Origin of the sequence: Variovorax sp. CF313 (genome assembly GCF_000282635.1) — a bacterium.
GTDB lineage: Bacteria > Pseudomonadota > Gammaproteobacteria > Burkholderiales > Burkholderiaceae_C > Variovorax.
In genome coordinates, this window is the sequence record NZ_AKIW01000091.1 from 59 (window position 1) to 17,535 (window position 17,477).

20 protein-coding genes are annotated in these 17,477 nt (G+C 68.5%); 6 read left to right on the forward strand and 14 right to left on the reverse strand.

Annotated elements, in window-relative coordinates; genetic code table 11:
• Nucleotides 1-58 precede the first annotated feature (58 nt).
• Nucleotides 59-574, forward strand: coding sequence for a class IV adenylate cyclase (locus tag PMI12_RS21830; protein WP_007836808.1), 516 nt, complete (start codon nt 59-61; stop codon nt 572-574).
• Here the strand turns inward: PMI12_RS21830 and PMI12_RS21835 are convergent, their stop codons facing one another.
• Complete coding sequence (locus PMI12_RS21835) at nt 575-1,213, reverse strand: GDSL-type esterase/lipase family protein (RefSeq protein WP_042673987.1); 639 nt, start codon at nt 1,211-1,213, stop codon at nt 575-577.
• 231 nt (nt 1,214-1,444) lie between these two features.
• Between PMI12_RS21835 and PMI12_RS21840 the strand changes: the two genes are divergently transcribed.
• Complete coding sequence (locus tag PMI12_RS21840; RefSeq protein WP_007836812.1) at nt 1,445-1,891, forward strand: RcnB family protein; 447 nt, start codon at nt 1,445-1,447, stop codon at nt 1,889-1,891.
• 59 nt (nt 1,892-1,950) lie between these two features.
• Here the strand turns inward: PMI12_RS21840 and PMI12_RS21845 are convergent, their stop codons facing one another.
• Entirely contained in the window at nt 1,951-2,211 is a 261-nt protein-coding gene (locus PMI12_RS21845; RefSeq protein ID WP_007836814.1) for a hypothetical protein, read from the reverse strand.
• Nucleotides 2,212-2,338: 127 nt separating this feature from the next.
• Nucleotides 2,339-3,283: a CysB family HTH-type transcriptional regulator gene (locus PMI12_RS21850; RefSeq protein WP_007836816.1), complete on the reverse strand. Its 945-nt coding sequence runs from the start codon at nt 3,281-3,283 to the stop codon at nt 2,339-2,341.
• Nucleotides 3,284-3,452: 169 nt separating this feature from the next.
• Between PMI12_RS21850 and PMI12_RS21855 the strand changes: the two genes are divergently transcribed.
• Both PMI12_RS21855 and PMI12_RS21860 read left to right on the forward strand, forming a co-directional pair.
• Nucleotides 3,453-4,055 (forward strand): TetR/AcrR family transcriptional regulator, encoded by a 603-nt coding sequence (locus PMI12_RS21855; RefSeq protein WP_007836818.1) that lies wholly within the window; start codon nt 3,453-3,455, stop codon nt 4,053-4,055.
• Nucleotides 4,056-4,272: 217 nt separating this feature from the next.
• Nucleotides 4,273-5,196, forward strand: coding sequence for an alpha/beta fold hydrolase (locus PMI12_RS21860; protein WP_007836821.1), 924 nt, complete (start codon nt 4,273-4,275; stop codon nt 5,194-5,196).
• A gap of 15 nt (nt 5,197-5,211) precedes the next feature.
• Here the strand turns inward: PMI12_RS21860 and minE are convergent, their stop codons facing one another.
• The 5 genes from minE to PMI12_RS21885 all read right to left on the reverse strand — a co-directional run bounded on the left by minE (nt 5,212) and on the right by PMI12_RS21885 (nt 9,053).
• Nucleotides 5,212-5,484 carry a cell division topological specificity factor MinE gene (minE, locus tag PMI12_RS21865; protein ID WP_007836823.1) on the reverse strand — a complete coding sequence of 91 codons (273 nt, stop codon included), beginning with the start codon at nt 5,482-5,484 and terminating at the stop codon, nt 5,212-5,214.
• A 2-nt stretch (nt 5,485-5,486) separates the two neighbouring features.
• Nucleotides 5,487-6,302, reverse strand: coding sequence for a septum site-determining protein MinD (gene minD / locus PMI12_RS21870; protein ID WP_007836825.1), 816 nt, complete (start codon nt 6,300-6,302; stop codon nt 5,487-5,489).
• Between the two features lie 64 nt (nt 6,303-6,366).
• Nucleotides 6,367-7,125 carry a septum site-determining protein MinC gene (gene minC / locus PMI12_RS21875; protein ID WP_007836826.1) on the reverse strand — a complete coding sequence of 253 codons (759 nt, stop codon included), beginning with the start codon at nt 7,123-7,125 and terminating at the stop codon, nt 6,367-6,369.
• Between the two features lie 130 nt (nt 7,126-7,255).
• The gene (locus tag PMI12_RS21880; protein WP_007836827.1) at nt 7,256-8,539 is read right to left on the reverse strand and encodes a solute carrier family 23 protein; all 1,284 of its coding nucleotides are present in this window, start codon (nt 8,537-8,539) and stop codon (nt 7,256-7,258) included.
• A 91-nt stretch (nt 8,540-8,630) separates the two neighbouring features.
• Complete coding sequence (locus PMI12_RS21885; RefSeq protein WP_007836828.1) at nt 8,631-9,053, reverse strand: hotdog fold thioesterase; 423 nt, start codon at nt 9,051-9,053, stop codon at nt 8,631-8,633.
• Between the two features lie 91 nt (nt 9,054-9,144).
• Between PMI12_RS21885 and PMI12_RS21890 the strand changes: the two genes are divergently transcribed.
• Nucleotides 9,145-10,470 (forward strand): hypothetical protein, encoded by a 1,326-nt coding sequence (locus PMI12_RS21890; RefSeq protein WP_007836829.1) that lies wholly within the window; start codon nt 9,145-9,147, stop codon nt 10,468-10,470.
• Nucleotides 10,471-10,480: 10 nt separating this feature from the next.
• Here the strand turns inward: PMI12_RS21890 and PMI12_RS21895 are convergent, their stop codons facing one another.
• The 4 genes from PMI12_RS21895 to PMI12_RS21910 are packed head-to-tail and all read right to left on the reverse strand — an operon-like array spanning nt 10,481 to nt 15,002.
• The gene (locus tag PMI12_RS21895) at nt 10,481-11,257 is read right to left on the reverse strand and encodes a crotonase/enoyl-CoA hydratase family protein (protein WP_007836831.1); all 777 of its coding nucleotides are present in this window, start codon (nt 11,255-11,257) and stop codon (nt 10,481-10,483) included.
• Nucleotides 11,258-11,288: 31 nt separating this feature from the next.
• Entirely contained in the window at nt 11,289-13,091 is a 1,803-nt protein-coding gene (locus PMI12_RS21900; protein WP_007836833.1) for a feruloyl-CoA synthase, read from the reverse strand.
• A 1-nt stretch (nt 13,092) separates the two neighbouring features.
• A complete protein-coding gene (locus PMI12_RS21905; RefSeq protein WP_007836834.1) occupies nt 13,093-14,049 on the reverse strand; it encodes a 3-hydroxyacyl-CoA dehydrogenase NAD-binding domain-containing protein in 957 nt (318 codons plus the stop codon).
• Nucleotides 14,050-14,081: 32 nt separating this feature from the next.
• Entirely contained in the window at nt 14,082-15,002 is a 921-nt protein-coding gene (locus PMI12_RS21910; RefSeq protein WP_007836836.1) for a 3-keto-5-aminohexanoate cleavage protein, read from the reverse strand.
• Between the two features lie 128 nt (nt 15,003-15,130).
• Between PMI12_RS21910 and PMI12_RS21915 the strand changes: the two genes are divergently transcribed.
• Nucleotides 15,131-15,838 carry a Crp/Fnr family transcriptional regulator gene (locus tag PMI12_RS21915; protein ID WP_007836837.1) on the forward strand — a complete coding sequence of 236 codons (708 nt, stop codon included), beginning with the start codon at nt 15,131-15,133 and terminating at the stop codon, nt 15,836-15,838.
• Nucleotides 15,839-15,855: 17 nt separating this feature from the next.
• On the opposite strand, the gene PMI12_RS21920 is transcribed toward PMI12_RS21915, so the two are convergent.
• Nucleotides 15,856-16,557, reverse strand: a complete 702-nt coding sequence (locus PMI12_RS21920) for an ABC transporter ATP-binding protein (RefSeq protein WP_007836838.1) — start codon at nt 16,555-16,557, stop codon at nt 15,856-15,858.
• An 85-nt stretch (nt 16,558-16,642) separates the two neighbouring features.
• On the reverse strand, nt 16,643-17,389 hold the full coding sequence (locus PMI12_RS21925; protein WP_007836839.1) for an ABC transporter ATP-binding protein: 747 nt from the start codon (nt 17,387-17,389) through the stop codon (nt 16,643-16,645).
• Nucleotides 17,390-17,477 lie beyond the last annotated feature (88 nt).

Below are 17,477 nucleotides of genomic sequence, written 5' to 3' on the forward strand. Positions count from 1 at the left end.
CCCGGAAGGGGGGTGGCGAAGCGACACGAAGTGCGCGAAGCCTGGGGGAGAGCCTGATATGGCAAGAAACATCGAAATCAAGGCCCGCATCGACAGCGTGGAACGCGTGGCGCGCATCGCCGAGACGCTGGCCGACCACGGCCCCGTCGAGATCGCGCAGGACGACACTTTCTTCCGCTGCGCCGACAGCGCTGACCGCCTCAAGCTGCGCACCTTCGCGCCTGGCCGTGCCGAGCTGATCTTCTATCGCCGCGCCAACAGCAGCGGCCCGAAGGAATCGTTCTACCTGATCACGCCGTGTGCCACGCCAGACGTGCTGCGCGAATCGCTCGCGCTCGCGTGGGGGCAGGCGGGCCGCGTGCGCAAGCAGCGCCGGGTGTTCATGGTCGGCCGCACGCGCGTGCACCTCGACCGCGTGGAAGGCCTCGGTGAATTCCTCGAGCTCGAGGTGGTGCTGGAAGAAGGCGAATCGTCCGAGGCCGGCATCGCAGAAGCGCATGCGCTCATGGCGCAGCTGGGCGTGGGCGCCGACCAGCTGGTGCTGGGTGCCTACGTCGACTTGCTGAACGCCTGATCAGCGCCAGCCCGCGGCCTTGAGCTGCTCCGCCAGCAGCTGCGCGACCTTTTCATAGCCTCGTGCATTGGCATGGATGCGATCGGAGCGCAGCGACGCATCCGACAGCACGCTCGAATACACGTTCGCCACGAGCAGCGCCTGCCCCGACTTCGCGATCTCTTCGTAGAACGGTGCATCGCTGAGCGAGCCGATCGCCGCGCGCATGGCGTCGGGCGCCGGCGTGGCCAGCAGCGCGACGTATGGCGTGTGCGCCCGCGCTTCACTGACCAGGGCCGCGATGTTGTCGCGCGTGGCCGCGGCCGACATGCCGCGCAGCATGTCGTTGCCGCCGATGCCGATCAGGATCGCGTCATAGCTGCCCGCGCCCAGCAGCCCTGGCAGGCGTTGCAGCGCGCCATCCGAGGTGTCGCCGTTGATGCCTGCGTTCTCGATCTGCCAGCCCGTGAGCTCGCCCAGCTTCACGGGCCACGCCGCATTGGGCGGCGCGCCGTAGCCGTAGGTCAGGCTGTCACCCAAGGCCAGCACGCGGGCATCGGATTTCAGCGCGGCGGCCGAGCCCCTGCGCTTGCCGCAGGCCACCAGAGCGGCCATGGCAGGTGCGCTGGCCAGCAGGTGGAGGAGGTGTCTTCGCTTCATGTGGCGCGCAGCTTAAACGCCGCTCGCAGGGCGCAGGCGCTTGTCCCTTGCCAGTGAATGGAGGAGGGCAGCGGCACTCGTGCGAGAGGCTCGACGCGCCTCCTTGAAGGACAAGGCGCCGCGCGGATACCGGCGCTTACCGGACTTCACCTGTCCGCGACCCGAAGCGTCCGTAGCGGACACATGCGCGGCCCACAATGAATTCGTCATCAACGCATGAAGGATTTCCAGATGATCACCAATTCAAAGAGCATGGCCGTCGTCGCTGCAGCGCTCGCGATGTGCATGGCGGCGGGGAGCGCCTTTGCGCAGGACCGTCACGGCGATGGCCGTCCGGGCGACGGCCGCTACGAACAGCGGGATCAGCGCGACCAGCGCGACCAGCGCGATCGCAACTTCGACCGGCACGGTCCGCAAGGCGGCTACTACCGCGGCAACCAGGACTTCCGCGACGGCCGCCAGTTCGATCGACGTGGCTTCCCGCAGCCGCACGCCGAATGGCGCCGTGGCGGCCGCGTGCCGGCCGAGTACCGAGGCCGCAACTACGTGGTGCAGGACTGGCGTGCCTATCGCCTGCAGCAGCCGCCGCGGGGCTACCAATGGGTGGGGGTGGGCGGTGACTTCGTGCTCGCGGCGATTGCCACCGGAGTGATCGCGAACATCATCGCAGGCCAGTAAACAAACGTCGTTCTTCGCAATGGACGAGCGCCGCAGGCCGCGAGGCCTGCGGCGTTTTTTCAGACCAGCGCAGTGGGCACCGACTGGGCGCAGACGTTGCGCCCGGTGATGGTCAGCCGAAGGCCGCCACCATGCCATTCGAGCCAGTTGAGGCTCACGTACGCGTCGATGTCAGCATCGTCGATGCGGTCTGCCTGGCGGCTTTGCAGCAATTCGACCGTTGCAGGCAATGCCCGTCTCAACCGCTCGCGCCGTTCGGCTGCATCGGCCGCCTTGAGGGCGGCCCTTGTTTGCTGTTGCTGCTGCGAGGTCGATGCCATTGCTGATCCGTTTCCAGGAAGCCAGGGAATTAATCAGAATGTACGCTCCCTGTGTGAAGCTGCATGCTTCTTTTTAAACCCCCCTGCCGCCTGCAGTACACACCGCGCAACAGCCGCTGGACAAGGCCTAGATTTCGTAGTGCGAGGCCCCGGCATCGTCGCCCAATGCCTTCTCCACCACGGCGCGCGTCAGCGTCGGTGCGAACGACTCGATGAAGGCATGGACGTACTTGCGCAGGTAGGTGCCGCGCCGCACCGCGAGCTTGGTGAGGTTGATGCCGAACAGCCGCCCTGCATCGAGTGCGCGCAGCTGCGTGTCGCGCTCGGCCTCGTAGGCCACGCCGGCCACGATGCCTACGCCAAGGCCCAGCTGCACGTAGGTCTTGATCACGTCGGCGTCCATCGCAGCAAGCACGATGTTGGGCTGCAGCCCGCGCTGCCCGAAGGCCTCGTCGATGCGCGAGCGGCCCGTGAAGCCCGTGTCGTAGGTGATCAGCGGGTAGCGCGTGAGCGCGTCGAGCGTCAGTGGCGCGTCGAGCAGCGGATGCCCCGGCGGCACGACCACGGAATGCGTCCAGCGGTAGCAGGGCAGGGCAACAAGCTGCGGGTAGTCGCCCAGCGCTTCCGTGGCAATGCCCACGTCGGCCTCGCCGTCGAGCAGCATCTGCGCGATCTGCTTGGGCGAGCCCTGGTGCAGGTGCAGTTTCACGTTCGGAAACTGCATGCGGAATTCCTGCACCGCCACCGGCATCGCATAGCGCGCCTGCGAGTGCGTGGCCGCCACCGAGAGCAGGCCGCTCTGCTGCGCGACGAACTCCTGGCCCGCGTGCTTGAGGTTGCTGCTCTCCATCAGCATGCGCTCGATGATCGGCAGCACGTGCCCGCCCGGCTCGGTGAGCCCCGTGAGCCGCTTGCCCGCGCGCACGAAGAGTTCGATGCCGAGCTCTTCCTCGAGCTCGCGGATCTGCCGGCTCACGCCGGGCTGCGAAGTGTGAAGGGTGTGGGCGACTTCGGTCAGGTTGAAGCCGCAACGAACGGCCTCGCGTACCGAGCGCAGTTGCTGGAAGTTCATCTGGCGCGAGAAGAGTCATGGAGCCCCGGCTGGGGCCGACCGCGGATTCTCGGCACAAGGGCTCGTTCGGGGAACGATGCGTTTGTTGGTTTCACATGAGCAAAACATCTTTAAGGCACTCCAGCAGGGCTTGTTTGCAATTTCGCACGAGTGTGCTAAAGTTTGCGGCATGGACGCCAAGACCCAGAAAAGCGAACTCACTCGCGCCGCCATCGTCGGCGCGGCGATGAACCTTGCGCTGGCCGAAGGCCTGGAGGCGATCACGCTGCAGGCCGTCGCGAGCCGGCTGGGCCTTTCCAAGAGCGGCGTGTTCTCCCGCGTGGGTTCGCGCGAGGCGCTGCAGAAGGCCGTCATCGAGGAGTACGGCCGCGGCTTCCTGGCCGAGGTGTTCGTGCCCGCCATGCAGAAGCCGAAGGGCTTGGCGCGGCTCAACGAGATCGTCGCGCGCTGGATCGCCCGCACGCGCGATGTCGAGATGCACACCGGATGCCTCTACATGGCCGGTGCCTTCGAGTTCGATGACCGCGAGGGCGAGCTGCGCGACATGCTGTTCGACGAAATCACGCGCTGGCGCGCCGCGCTGCGCCGTACCGTGCTGCAGGCCATCGAGACCGGCGAACTCAAGGCCGACACCGACCCCGCGCAGCTCGTGAGCGAGCTCAACGGCGTGACCATGACCCAGTTGCACGACGCGCGCTTCCTGCGCGATCCACAGGCCGCCGAGCGCGCCGTGCAGACCTGGCAGCGGCTTCTTTCCAGTTATCTCGCCTGAGCCGGCCACGAAGCAGGCCGTCCTCGACGTTTCCATTTGCCAGAATTTCGCACGGATGTGCGATAAAAAGGAGAAGCACCATGCTGATCATCGCCCTCTTTCTCGCCGCCTATGCGGCCGTCCTCGGCGCGAAGGGCTTGCGCGACACCCTGCGCAGCCTGCCTCGCAGCAACCGCGACTGGGTCTGGTACTGAACGCCCGGAAGGAACGCCACGCCATGACGACCACTTCCACGCCGGCCGCCGGCCATGCCGCGCAGTCGAACTACTACCGGCCCAGCCGCACGATGCGCGCGCTGCGCTTCGGCCTGACCACCTCGCAGCGGCTCTGGCCCGCACTCGGCGTGCGCGCCGCGTATCGCCTGTTTGGCACGCCGCTGCCGCCCAAGTGGCTCTATCGCGGCCAGGCCCCCGGCGCGGAATGGCGCCGCGAGGGCTGGGCCTTCGAGGACGCGGGCGTCGGCATCTACCACCTGGCCGCGCAGGACTCGGGTGCGGAGTCGGCGCCCGTGGTGCTGCTGGTGCACGGCTGGGGCGGGCACGCGGGGCAGATGCTGCCGCTCGCGCAGGCCGTGGCTGCGGCAGGGCTGCGGCCCGTGCTGCTCGAGCTGCCGGCGCATGGCCGCAGCGCGGGCACGATGAGCAACTCGCCGCAGTTCGCACGCGCCATCGCCTACGTGGCAGCCCGGCTCGCGGCCGATGGCCACGCGTTGCGCGCCGCCGTCGCGCATTCGCTGGGCGCCAACGGGCTCGCTCTTGCGGCGGCGCGCGGCCTTCCGGCGCAGCGCCTCGTGCTGCTGGCGCCGCCTGCTTCGCCGCGCGAATACACGCGCTACTTCGCGCACACCTTCGGCCTCAGCGAAGCCACGCGCGGGGCGATGCAGCGGCTGCTCGAATCGCGTGAAGGGGTCCTGATGGCGCAGCTGGAGCCGGCCGCCGTGGGCCCGCGCATCGTGCAGCCGACGCTGATCGTGCACGACCGCGACGACCGCGTGAACCGCTTCGCCGATGCCGAGGCCTACCGCGATGCGATCCGCGGCGCGCAGCTGGCGGCCACGCAGGGGCTCGGGCACCGCCGCATCCTCCAGGCGCCGGAGGTGCTCGAGCAGGTGCTGCGCTTTCTTGCGGACCCCGTGCGCTGAGGCCCGCGAAACCCGTCAGCGCGCCGGCGCCGGGTCGGGCAGCTCGATCTTGATGTCGAGCACTTCGAGGTTGTCCTGGGTTTCCAGGTGCACCTTGATGTCGTCGGCGTTGATCGACACGTACTTGGAAATCACCGCCACCAGCTCGCGCTGGAGTTCGGGCAGATAGTCGGGGCGCTTCTTGCCGCTGAGGCTGGAGCGCTCGTGCGCGAGGATGATCTGCAGGCGCTCTTTCGCGACGCTTGCAGTCTTCTTCTTCTCGCCAAGCAGGAACGAGAGAAACGACATGCCTACTTGCCTCCGAAGATCCGCTTGAAGAAGCTGGGCTTCTCGGCGTCGACGAAGCGCATCGGCTTGTCCTCTCCGAGGAAGCGCGCCACCACGTCGCTGTAGGCCTGCGCCACGTCGGTTTCCTTGTCGTGGATCGCGGGCACGCCCTGGTTCGAGGCATGCAGCACGCTTTCCGACTCGGGGATCACGCCGATGAGCTTGATGCGCAGGATGTCCTGGATGTCTTCCAGCGAGAGCATCTGTCCGCCCGCCACCCGGTTCGGGTTGTAGCGGGTGATCAGCAGGTGCTCCTTGATCGGGTCGCCGCCTTCCTTGGCGCGCTTGGTCTTGCTGCTGAGCATGCCCAGGATGCGGTCCGAGTCGCGCACCGAGGAGACTTCGGGGTTGGTGACGATCAGTGCCTCATCGGCGAAGTGCATGGCCATCATGGCACCGGTCTCGATGCCCGCCGGCGAGTCGCAGACGATGTAGTCGAACTCCATCGCGGCGAGGTCGGTCAGCACCTTCTCGACGCCCTCCTGCGTGAGCGCTTCCTTGTCACGCGTCTGCGAGGCGGCCAGCACGAACAGGTTGTCGCACTGCTTGTCCTTGATGAGTGCCTGGCTCAGGTTGGCTTCGCCCTGGATGACGTTGATCAGGTCATACACCACGCGGCGTTCGCAGCCCATGATCAGGTCGAGGTTGCGCAGGCCCACGTCGAAGTCGATCACCGCCGTTTTCTTGCCCGCGAGCGCGAGGCCCGACGCGAAGCTGGCGCTCGTCGTCGTCTTGCCGACGCCGCCCTTGCCCGAAGTCACCACCACAATTTTGGCCATGGCCATTCCTTCTTGTTTCGATTCAGTTGTTGGTTGTCAGGATCGCCGCGTTCCGTGAGGGGGCTCAGGGAATCGGGTCGATCGCTATTTTTTTGCCGTCCAGGCGCACCTGGGCCGATTTTCCCAGCACCGTGTCGGGCAGCGCGACTTCGTTGGTCCGGTAGATGCCGGCGATGGCCACCAGCTGCGCTTCCATGCAGGTCGAGAAGATCCGCGCCTCGGTGTTGCCGCGTGCGCCGGCAATGGCCTTGCCTCGCAGCGGTGCGTACACATGCACGTTGCCGTCGGCGATGACTTCGGCGCCGAAGCTCACCACCGCGGTCACCACCACGTCGCCGCCACGGGCGTAGACCTGCTGGCCCGAACGCAGCGGCTTGTCGATCAGCAGCGTGCCGTTGGCCGGCACCGGCACTTCGCGCACGATCTGCGGGGCTTCCGATGCGGGCGCCTCGGCCGGCGGCGCCGGGGCACGGGGCGCGGGGGCCGCGGGCATGGCCGCCACCGAGAGGCCTGCGGCGCGCGCCGCGGCGTTCTGCCCGGCGTTGCCGCCGCGCACTGCGATGGGTTGGGTCTGGTGGCGCGCCAGCAGGCCGCGCAGGGCGGCGAAGTCGAGTTCGCCCTCGCCTTGCTCTTCCTGCAGCAGCGAGAGATCGATCACCACCGGCTCCTGCTCGAAGAAGTCGGGCGAATCGGCCAGCTGGGCGTCGAGCGCCTCGGCCAGCACGTCCAGGTCGGACGTCTTGAGGATCACTGCGATCAGCGGCAGCGTGGCGCTCTTGAATTCGAAAACCGCCTTGGTGCGCGCGGCGGAGACATCGGCCATTGGGAAAACGTCGGTGCGAAAAGCGTTGGAGTCTAACGGGCGCGGGCCAAACCCCAATGAACAGGCCCTGCTTCAGGCCCCCGGGAGAACACTTCTTTCACGAGGTTGCACTTTTCCGGGGTGCCTTGCGTCAGTTCTTCGAGCGCCCCAGCAGCGCGTAAAGAAGGATCGCGCCGAAGGTCGCGGTGCCGATGCCACCGAGCGCGAAGTCGCCGAACTTCAGCGTGAAGTCGCCGGTGCCGATGATCAGCGTGATGGCCGCGACGATCAGGTTCCTGTTCTGCGAGAAGTCGACCTTGTTGTCGACCCAGATCTTGGCGCCCGCGATCGCGATCAGGCCGAACACCACGATGCTCACGCCGCCCATCACCGGCAGCGGAATCGCCTGGATCAGCGCGCCAAACTTCGGGCTGAAGCCCAGCACCAGCGCGATGAGCGCCGCCACCACGAACACCGCCGTCGAGTAGATGCGCGTGGCCGCCATCACGCCGATGTTCTCGGCGTAGGTCGTCACGCCCGTGCCGCCGGCCGCGCCGCTCACCACCGTGGCGATGCCGTCGCCGATGAAGGCGCGGCCCATGTACGGGTCGAGGTTGCGGCCCGTCATGGCCGTCACCGCCTTCAGGTGACCGAGGTTCTCCGCCACCAGGATGATCGCCACGGGGGCGATCAGCAGCATCGCGTTGGCCGTGAACACCGGCGCCGTGAAGGTCGGCAGGCCGAACCAGGCCGCATTGGCGATGCCGCTCAGGTCGACCGGCTTGCCCATGCCCAGGATGTTGGTCAGCATCGCATAGACGATGGTGGCCAGGACCAGCCCGACCAGGATCAGCAGGCGCTGCAGCATGCCGCGCGTGAACACCGCCACCAGCCCCACGCAGAGGAAGGTCACGGCCTGCATCCACGAGTCGAAGTTGCTGGCCGCCATGTTCTTGATCGGCACGCTCGCGAGGTTGAGCCCGATCACCGCCACCACCGCGCCCGTGACCACCGGCGGCATGACGCGCTCGATCCAGCCGGTGCCAATGGCTTGCACCAGCGCCCCGATCAGGATGTACACCACCCCGCAGGCCACGATGCCGCCCAGCGCCACCGCAATGTTGGCGTTGGGCCCCTTGCCCGCGTAGCCGCTGGCCGCGATCACCACGCCGATGAAGGCGAAGCTCGAGCCCAGGTAGCTCGGCACCTTGCCGCCGGTGACGAAGTAGAAGATCAGCGTGCCGATGCCGCTCATCAGGATCGCGATGTTGGGGTTGAAGCCCATCAGGATCGGCGCCAGCACCGTGGCGCCGAACATCGCGATGACGTGCTGTACGCCCATGGCGCCGGTCTGCAGCCAGGGCAGGCGCTCGTCGGGCGCGATGACCGCGCCGTTGGCCAGCGCGGACGCGGGCCTTTCAGTCCACTTGAACATTGCTTTCATCTCCTCTTGTTGGTGGGGCGTGATTGTGGTCGATGAACCCCGGCCTGAACACCGCCGCAAGAGAAGAACGAAAGAGCGGCGCTCAGCGCGCCTGCAGCACCGCCATGGTGATGCGCGACACGCAGGTCAGCTCGCCTGCCTCGTTCGTCAGCTCGATCTGCCAGACCTGCGTGCTGCGGCCGCGGTGCACCGGCCGCGCCGTGCCGATGACCCAGCCGCTGGTGACGGAGCGGATGTGATTGGCATTGATGTCCAGGCCCACGGCGCGGTCGCCCTCGGGCGCCGAGTAGTGCGCGCCGCAGGAGCCCAGCGTCTCGGCCAGCACCACCGACACGCCGCCGTGCAGGATGCCGTAGGGCTGGCGGGTGCGCTCGTCCACCGGACAGCGGGCGCGGATGAAGTCGTCGCCCACCTCCAGGAATTCCATGCCCAGCGCGGAGACGGCGGTGCCGACGTGGTTGCGGGTGAGCTCCTCGACGGAGACTTCTTTTTTCCAGATACGCATTCGGTACTTCCTTCTTGCCTGTAAAGGGGACTCAAAACTATAGCGATGGCGACTGACAAACCGAGTCGCCTTTGCGTGCTAGCTTGCACCGATGAAGCACCCCGTCCGCCGCTGGCTCCTGGGCATCGCCGCAGCGCTGCTGCTGGGCGTGGGCGCGCTGGTGTGGGTGGTGAGTGTGCGCCTGCCCTCCGACGAAGAGGTGGCCGCGAAGATCGCCGAAGGCTTCGAGAAGCGCTTCGGCGTTGCCCTGAAGGTCGGCGGGGCCCACTGGTCGCTGCTGCCGGTGCCCGTGCTGGCGCTGTCCGAGATCGCCACCGACCAGCCGCGTCCCATCACCCTGCGCCGCCTGACCCTGCGGCTGAAGCTCGCGCCGCTGCTGCAGCGCATCGTTGCCGTTGACGATCTCGAGATCGAAAGCCTGGTGCTGCCGCGCGCCTCGGTGCGGGCGTTCCGGGGCAAGGGCCCCAAGCCGCAGGAGGACAGCGGCAACCTGGTGGCGCTGCCCGCGCCGTGGACGCTGGCCCCCGTGCCGCTGGCACAGCTGCGCTGGCGCGACGTGGTCTGGATCGACCGGCGCGATATTGCGCTGGCCTACGACGGCGACATCCGCTTCGACCCCGGCTGGCGCCCGCGCCAGGCCCGGCTCGAACGGGCCGGCGCCGCGACGCTCACGCGGCTTCGGCTGGACCGCCTGGACGGGCAGGACCGCTGGCGCACCCGCATCGAGGTGGGCGGCGGCACGTGGAACGGCGTCGCCCGCCTCGAGACGCCGCCCGGCGGCAAATTGCGGGTGTCGGCCGAGCTGGAGCCGCGCCAGGTCGACATCGAAAGCCTGGTGCAGGCCTTTGGCCGCCGCACTTCGGTGGCGGGCAAGGTCTCGGGCCATACCACGCTCAGGACCGAGGCCGGCGATGCCGAGGAACTGGGCGCGCTGATCCGCGGCCTGCACACCCGCACCACCTTCTCGGTGCAGCCCGCCATGCTCACGCGGCTGGACGTGGCCAAGGCCGTCACCACCGCCGGCATCAGCCGCGGAGGCACCACCGCGCTGGACGAACTCAGCGGCACGCTCGACACCCAGGGTACCGAAGACGGCGTGGTGATGCAGTACAGCAACCTCAAGGCCCGTTCCGGGGTGCTCACCGCGAGCGGCAACCTGAAGCTGTTCAACCGCAGGCTCGACGGCGAGATCGCGGTGGACCTCGTCGACGGCGTGGTCGGCGTCCCGCTCAAGGTGAGCGGCACCATGAGCGACCCCGAGCTGTCGTTGACCGGCGCTGCGCTCACCGGCGCGGCCATCGGCAGCGCGGTGCTGCCGGGCGTGGGCACGGCGATCGGAGCCCGGATGGGGCAGCAGGTGGAGAAGCTGTTCGGCGGCGGGAGCGAGCCGAAGAAGAAGGCCGCGCCCAGGCGCTGAAGCCAGGCGCTCAGCGCCCGAACTCGCCGTGGCGGCCGGCGCCTCTTGCGAAGCGCGCGGCGCCGGCTTCGCCCTCGGCGAAGACCATCGGCACGCCCAGCGCGCCTTCGCGGCGCAGCGCTTCGGCCAGCGGCAGGTCCCATTGTTCGTAGGCGCTGCGGCGGTCGGCCAGCATGCATTGCTGCGGGAACCCAGCGAGCTGGCGGGCCAGTTCCTGCGCGGCGGCCAGCGCGCCGTCCGGTGGCGTGACGCGGTTGACGAGACCCATCGCCAGCGCCTCGGCCGCGCCCACTGCACGGCCCGAAAGAATCATGTCGAGCGCGCGGCCCATGCCCACGATGCGCGGCAGCCGCACCGTGCCGCCGTCGATCAGCGGCACGCCCCAACGGCGGCAGAACACCCCGAACACCGCGTCCTCGTCGGCCACGCGCAGGTCGGCCAGCAGCGCGAGTTCGAGGCCGCCGGCCACCGCGTGGCCGTTCACCGCCGCGATCAGCGGCTTCGACAGCGCCATGCGCGTCGGCCCCATCGGGCCGCTGCCGCCGCCTTGGGGATCGAGCTCGTTGCGGCGGGCCGGGTCGCCCACGGCCGAGAGATCGGCACCCGCGCAGAAATTGCCGCCCGCGCCGGTCAGCACCGCGACGCGCAGCGCGTCGTCGGCCTCGAAACGCTCGAAGGCTTCGCGCAGCTCGGCGGCCATGGGACCGTCGACGGCGTTGCGCTTGTTCGCGCGGTTCAGCGTGATCGTGCACACCGTGTCTTCGATGTCGTATGTGATGTGCTGCATGGCCATGTCTCCTAGGGGCGGGATTCGGGGTTCAGGCCGGGCGCACCACCTGCGCGTCGCCGGACGCATGCAGCCGCGCCACGTCGGTCGCGCGGCGCGTCAGCACGGCGCGCTGGTTGATGTAGCCCTTGTCAGTGATCTCGCCCGCGTCGAGGCTCGGGGGCTCGGCCAGCACCAATGCGCAGGCCGGGCATTGCGAGGAGCCCGCGCCTTCGTCGCGCAGCGCGCGCAGCATGCCAGCGATGCGTTCGTGCAGGGCATCGGGCGCGAGCGCAGCGCCTTGCGGGCTGGGAAACACCAGCATGCCGATCTCGTCGCGGTCGTGGCCGGTGAGCACCACGTCCTGCGCATGCGGCGCGAGCAGCGACACCAGCTTGACGCGCAGCGTGCCCACCGACACCCAGGTGCCGCTCGAGAGCTTGAAGTCTTCCGCCACGCGGCCGTTGAAGATCACGCCCTGCGCGGGCTGCGCCGGGTTCGCGAGGAAGCCGGCGTCGCCGATGCGGTAGTAGCCCTCTTCGTCGAAGGCCTGCGCCGTCTCGCGCGGTGCATCGCGATAGCCCGGAAACACCGAGACGCCCTTCACGCGCATCTCCAGCTTCTCGCCGTTGGGCACGAACTTCAGCTCCAGCCCCGGCAGCGGCGCGCCGATGCAGCCGGCACCGTCGAGCTTCCAGTGTGCGGAGGTGATGGCGGGCGAGGTCTCGGTCGCGCCCCACGAGGTGGTGAGCCACAGCGGCCGGGTGGGGCGTACGCGCGCAGCCACCGCTTCGAGCCGCTGCCAGGTGGAAGGCGCGAGCGCCGCCGCCGCGTAGAAGGCCAGCCGCAGGCGCGAGAACACCTCGGCGGCCAGCGCGTCGTCGGCTTCGAGAAAGGGCAGCAGCATGTCGAAGCCGCGCGGCACGTTGAACAGCAGCGTGGGCTTCACCTCGCGCAGGTTGCGCACCGTCTTCTCGATCAGGCCCGGCGCGGGCCGGCCCTCGTCGATGTAGAGCGCGCCGCCGTGGCACAGCACCATGTTCAGGTTGTGGTTCGCGCCGAAGGTATGGCTCCAGGGCAGCCAGTCGACCAGCACCGGTGCTTCCCGCGTGAGGAAGCGCCAGGTCTGCGCCATCATCTGCTGGTTGGCGCAGAGCATGCGGTGCGTGTTGATGACGATCTTGGGCTTGCCGGTGGAGCCTGAGGTCAGCAGGTACTTGGCGTGCGTGTCGGGCAGCACGTCGGCGAAGGCCTGCATGACGGCGGGCGTTTCCTTCGCCGCGAGCAGCCGCTCGAACGCCATCGCACCGGGATGCGCCTCGGCGTTGCGGCTGAACACGGTGACCGCCTCGACGCCGCAGCCGGCGAGCGAGCCGCCGTACACCTTCGCATCCGATGCGTAGATCAGCCCCGGCTTCAGCGCCTGCAGCATGCCGTGCAGCCGCGACGGGTCTTTCGCCATGCGCGAGTAGGCGCTCGACAGCGAGCACGCGGTGCGGCCGATGTGCATGGCGGCCAGCATCAGCACCGCGTGGTCGATGGCGTTGTCCGACAGGATCACGACCGGCTGGCCCTGAGGCAGGTTCATGTCGAGCAGCGCCTGGGCGACGGCGCCCACGGCGTGACGCAATGCGCGGTAGTCGAGCTTGCGCCAGCCTTCGCCTGTTTCGTCGCGCTCGGCGAAGGCCAGTGCGTCGGGTGTCTCATGCGCCCAGCGCTCGATCCATTCGCCGATGCAGCGCGCATAGGGCTTCAGCGCCATTGGCGATCGCAGCGCGAAGGAGCCATCGTCGAAGTCGATGCGCACGGTGCGGGGCGGGGCGATCAGGTTTTCGTCTTGGAGGAAGTCGGTCATTTCAATCGAGTCTGCCGGTGTTGCTCTTGGCGCGAATCAGGTCTAACAGCAGGGTGTCGCGGGCGGCTTCGAGGTCGGCCGTGCGTCGAGCGCCCAACTCCTCGGACACGCCTTGCACCACCTTCTGCCTGAGCTCGGCCGTCATCGACGGCGCACCCAAGTCTTTCCACCAGTCCTCGATCGGCCCGCCCAAATGCGCGAGCAGGTGCTCGATGCCGCCCGCGCCGCCCGACAGATGCAGGTTCATGAACGGCCCCATCACCGCCCAGCGCAGGCCGGGGCCGTGGGCGATGGCCGTGTCGATATCGGCCACGCTCGCCACGCCTTCGTTGACCAGGTGGAACGCCTCGCGCCACAGTGCGGCCTGCAGCCGGTTCGCGATGTGGCCTTTCACCTCGCGCTTCACGTGGATCGGCCGCTTGCCGATGGCCGCGTAGAAGGCCATCGTGCGTTCGACGACCTCGGCCGAAGTCTGCTCGCCGCCGATGACCTCGACGAGGGGAATCAGATGCGGCGGATTGAACGGATGCCCCAGCACCACGCGCTGCGGGTGCGCGCAGCCCGACTGCACGCCGCTGATCGCCAGGCCCGATGAGCTCGATGCGAGGATCGTCTCCGCTGGCGCAGCCGCGTCCATGCGCCGGAACAGGTCGATCTTGAAATCCATGCGCTCGGGGCCGTTCTCCTGCACGAAGTCGGCCACGGACACCGCGTCTTCCAGGCTGTCGTGGAAGCGCAGGCGGTCCGCCGACGCGCCCTCGGCCAGCCCGAAGCGCTGCAGCGTCGGCCAGTGCTGCGCCACCGCTTCGCGCAGCCGTTCTTCCGCGCCGGGCGAAGGATCGATCGCGTTCACGTCGAGCCCGTGCGCCAGGAAGTACGCGGCCCAGCTCGCACCGATCACGCCGGTGCCGACCACTGCCACCCGCTTCACGTCCGGGGCGGTGCGGGAAATGTTCATCTGCGTGTCTCCGTTCATTGTTGTCGTGTCACTCAGCCCAGCGCGAACTCGGGCCGCGGACCGCCCGTGCGCGGCAGGCCCATGATCTGCCGCGCCTCGGCCGGCGTCGCCACTTCCATGTCGAGCTCGCGGATCACCCGCACGATGCGCTCGGTGAGCTGCACGTTGGTGGCCAGCTCGCCCTGGCGGAAGTAGAGGTTGTCTTCCAGCCCCACGCGCGCATGGCCGCCCAGCAGCAGCGCCGCGACGTTGGCTTCGAGCTGCGACATGCCGATGCCGCTCACGCCGAAGATCGCCCCCTTGGGCAGCGTGTCGACCATCATCTGCAGGTTGCGCGGCGAGTAGGGCATCGCGTTCTGGAAGTTGCGGTGCACGTTCATCACGAGGTTGATGAAGTAGGGCTCGTCGTCGTGGCCTTCCTCGATCAGCGTGGTCGTGTCCTGCAGGATGTGCGTGGGGCTGAACACCTCCCACTCGGGCTTGATGCCGCGCGCCTTCATGCCGGCGGCCAGTTCGCGCCCGCGCGTGATGGGCGTGTCCATCAGGATCTGCTTGCCCTCGAAGCTCAGGTTGAGCGTGGTGGCGTCGAGCGTGCACATCTCGGCGCCGGCGTCCATGCCCTTGATGCGTTCTTCCCACGCGATCTCCCAGCGCTCGCCGGCCAGCGGTTTCACCATGTCGCCGTGCACGCCACCGCCGGTGGAGTTGTTGAGCACGATGTCGCTGCCGAGCGCGCGGATGCGGCTGTTGATGTCGCGGTACACCTCGGCGTTGCAGGTGGCGCCGTCGTCGGGGCGGCGCGCGTGGATGGCCACCACGCTCGCGCCGGCGTTCCAGCAGCGCAGCACGTCGGCGGCGATCTCGGCGGGCTGCGTGGGCAGGTGGGGGTTCTGCGACTTGTGCGCCATGCCGCCGGTGGGGGCGATGGTCACGATCACTTTGCGCTTCGACATGGTCGGTGGCTCCTGGTGTCTTTCATGGGGGGCGCGCTATTATTTTTGGCTGCGCGGGCACACTCAGTCATCGCGACGACATTTGGGCTCAGGGTTTACGCACCCGCGCCTTCAGGAGCTTTCATTCCATGCCCACGACGAAGCCGGCCCCCCAGGCGGCATCGCTGACGATTCCGCAATTGCTGCAAGGCTCGGCCTGGTTCCCGCTGCTCGATGTGGCGGCGGGCGAGCGCGTGCTCGACGAGATGCGCGAGGTCGATGTGGCGGCCGGCGCCGCGCTGTGCCGGCGCGGCGACACGCCGGTGCACTGGTACGGCACGCTCGAAGGGCTGCTCAAGTGGTCGATCACCTCGAGCGACGGGCGCTCGGTGACCTTCGGCGGCCTGTCGATGGGCAGCTGGTTCGGCGAAGGCACGCTGCTGCGCGCGCTGCCGCGTTCGGCCGACATCATCGCGCTGCGGCCGAGCAGGGTGGCGCAGCTGCCGCTGGAAACCTTCGAGTGGCTGCACCGCACGCAGCGCGGCTTCGATCACTTCCTGCTGCAGCAGATCAACGAGCGGCTGCACTGGTTCATGGGCAACTATGCGGCGCACCGGCTGCTCGACACCGACAGCCAGGTGGCGCGCGCGCTGGCGGGGCTGTTCCACCCGTGGCTGCATCCGGGCAGCGAACCGCACCTGCAGACTTCGCAGGAGGAGATTGCGAATCTCTCGGGCGTGTCGCGTCAGCGGTGCAATGCGGCGTTGAACCGGTTGAAGGAAGCGGGGTTCCTGCGGATCGAGTACGGGGGGATCACCGTGATCGATCTTGAAGGGCTGCGGCGGTTCATCGAGTAGCGCCGGCTCCCCCGCCTTCACACGCCCAGCAATTCCTCCAGCGCCTGCGGCTCGGCGAGCAGATCCGCCGAGGCCCCATGCCGCACGATCTGCCCCTTCTCCATCACCACCGCGAGGTCGGTGTGCGCCAGCACCTTGCGGTAGTCGCGGTCGACGATCAGCGTCGCGATGCCGGTCGCGCGGATCTCGCCGATCACGCGCCAGATCTCGGCCACGATCAGCGGTGCGAGGCCTTCGGTGGCCTCGTCGAGGATCAGCAGGCGCGGATTGGTCATCAGCGCGCGGCCGATCGACAGCATCTGCTGCTCGCCGCCCGACAGCTGCTGGCCGCCGTGCGACAGCCGCTCCGACAGGCGCGGAAAGGTGGCCATCACGCGGTCGAAGGTCCAGTTGCGCCGGCCGTCGATGCCCGCGCGCTCGCTCATCACGAGGTTCTCGCGCACCGACAGATTGGGGAAGATGCCGCGCCCTTCGGGCACGTAGCCGATGCCCAGGCGCGCCATCTTCTCGGGCGGCAGGCCGGTGACGGTGCGGCCGTCGACCTGCACTTCGCCCGAGGCGGGGCGCACGTAGCCCATCATCGTGCGGATCAGCGTGGTCTTGCCCATGCCGTTGCGCCCGAGCAGGCCCACCGAAGTGGCCGTGGGAATGCCGGCGTGCACGCCGCGCAGGATGTGGCTGTTGCCGTAGTAGGTGTTGAGGTCGCGAACGATGAGCATCAGTGGTCTCCCGCCGGGCCGCCCCAAGGGAGGCCAGCGCCTCCTCGGGGGGCAGCGAATACACGAAGTGACGAGCGTGGGGGCATCAGTGTTCCTCGCCCAGATACGCGGTGCGAACCTCGGGGTTCTCGCGGATCTCCTGCGGGTTGCCGGTGGCGATGACCGTGCCGTTCACCATCACGGTGATGCGGTCGGCGATGCGGAACACCGCGTCCATGTCGTGCTCCACCAGCAGGATCGCGTGCGTGGCCTTCAGCCGCGCGAGCAGCGTGAGCATGCGGTCGGTTTCTTCGGCGCCCATGCCGGCGAGCGGCTCGTCGAGCAGCAGCACGCGCGGGTTGGTGGCCAGGCACATCGCCACTTCGAGCTGGCGCTGCGCGCCGTGGCTCATGGTGCCGGCGATGCGGTGCGCTTCGTGGGCGAGGCCGGCGGCTTCGAGCGCGGCGTCGGCCGTGGCGTTGCTGGTGGCGCAGTCCTGCGACGGCTGCCAGAAGGCCCAGGGCCTGGGCGTGGCGGCCTGCGCGGCGAGCCGGCAGTTCTCGTGCACGCTGAACTCCGGGAAGATGGTCGTGCGCTGGTAGCTGCGGCCCACGCCGTCGCGCGCGCGCTTCGACTGGGCGCGGCCGGTGATGTCCACGCCGTCGAGAGCGATGCGGCCTTCGGAGGCTTCTAGTTCTCCGGAAAGCATGTTGATCAGCGTCGACTTGCCGGCGCCGTTGGTGCCGATCACCGCGTGGACCTCGCCGACGTGCAGGTCGAGCGTGACGGCGTTGACGGCGGTGAGGCCGCCGAAGCGGCGGGTGAGCTTTTCGACGGACAGCAGTGCGTTCATGGTGTTGCTCCTTCCCCCTCTGGGGGAAGGTTGGGATGGGGGCAGGCAGAGCGCGCGATGGAGGCGCCGCTTGCCCCCACCCCGGCCC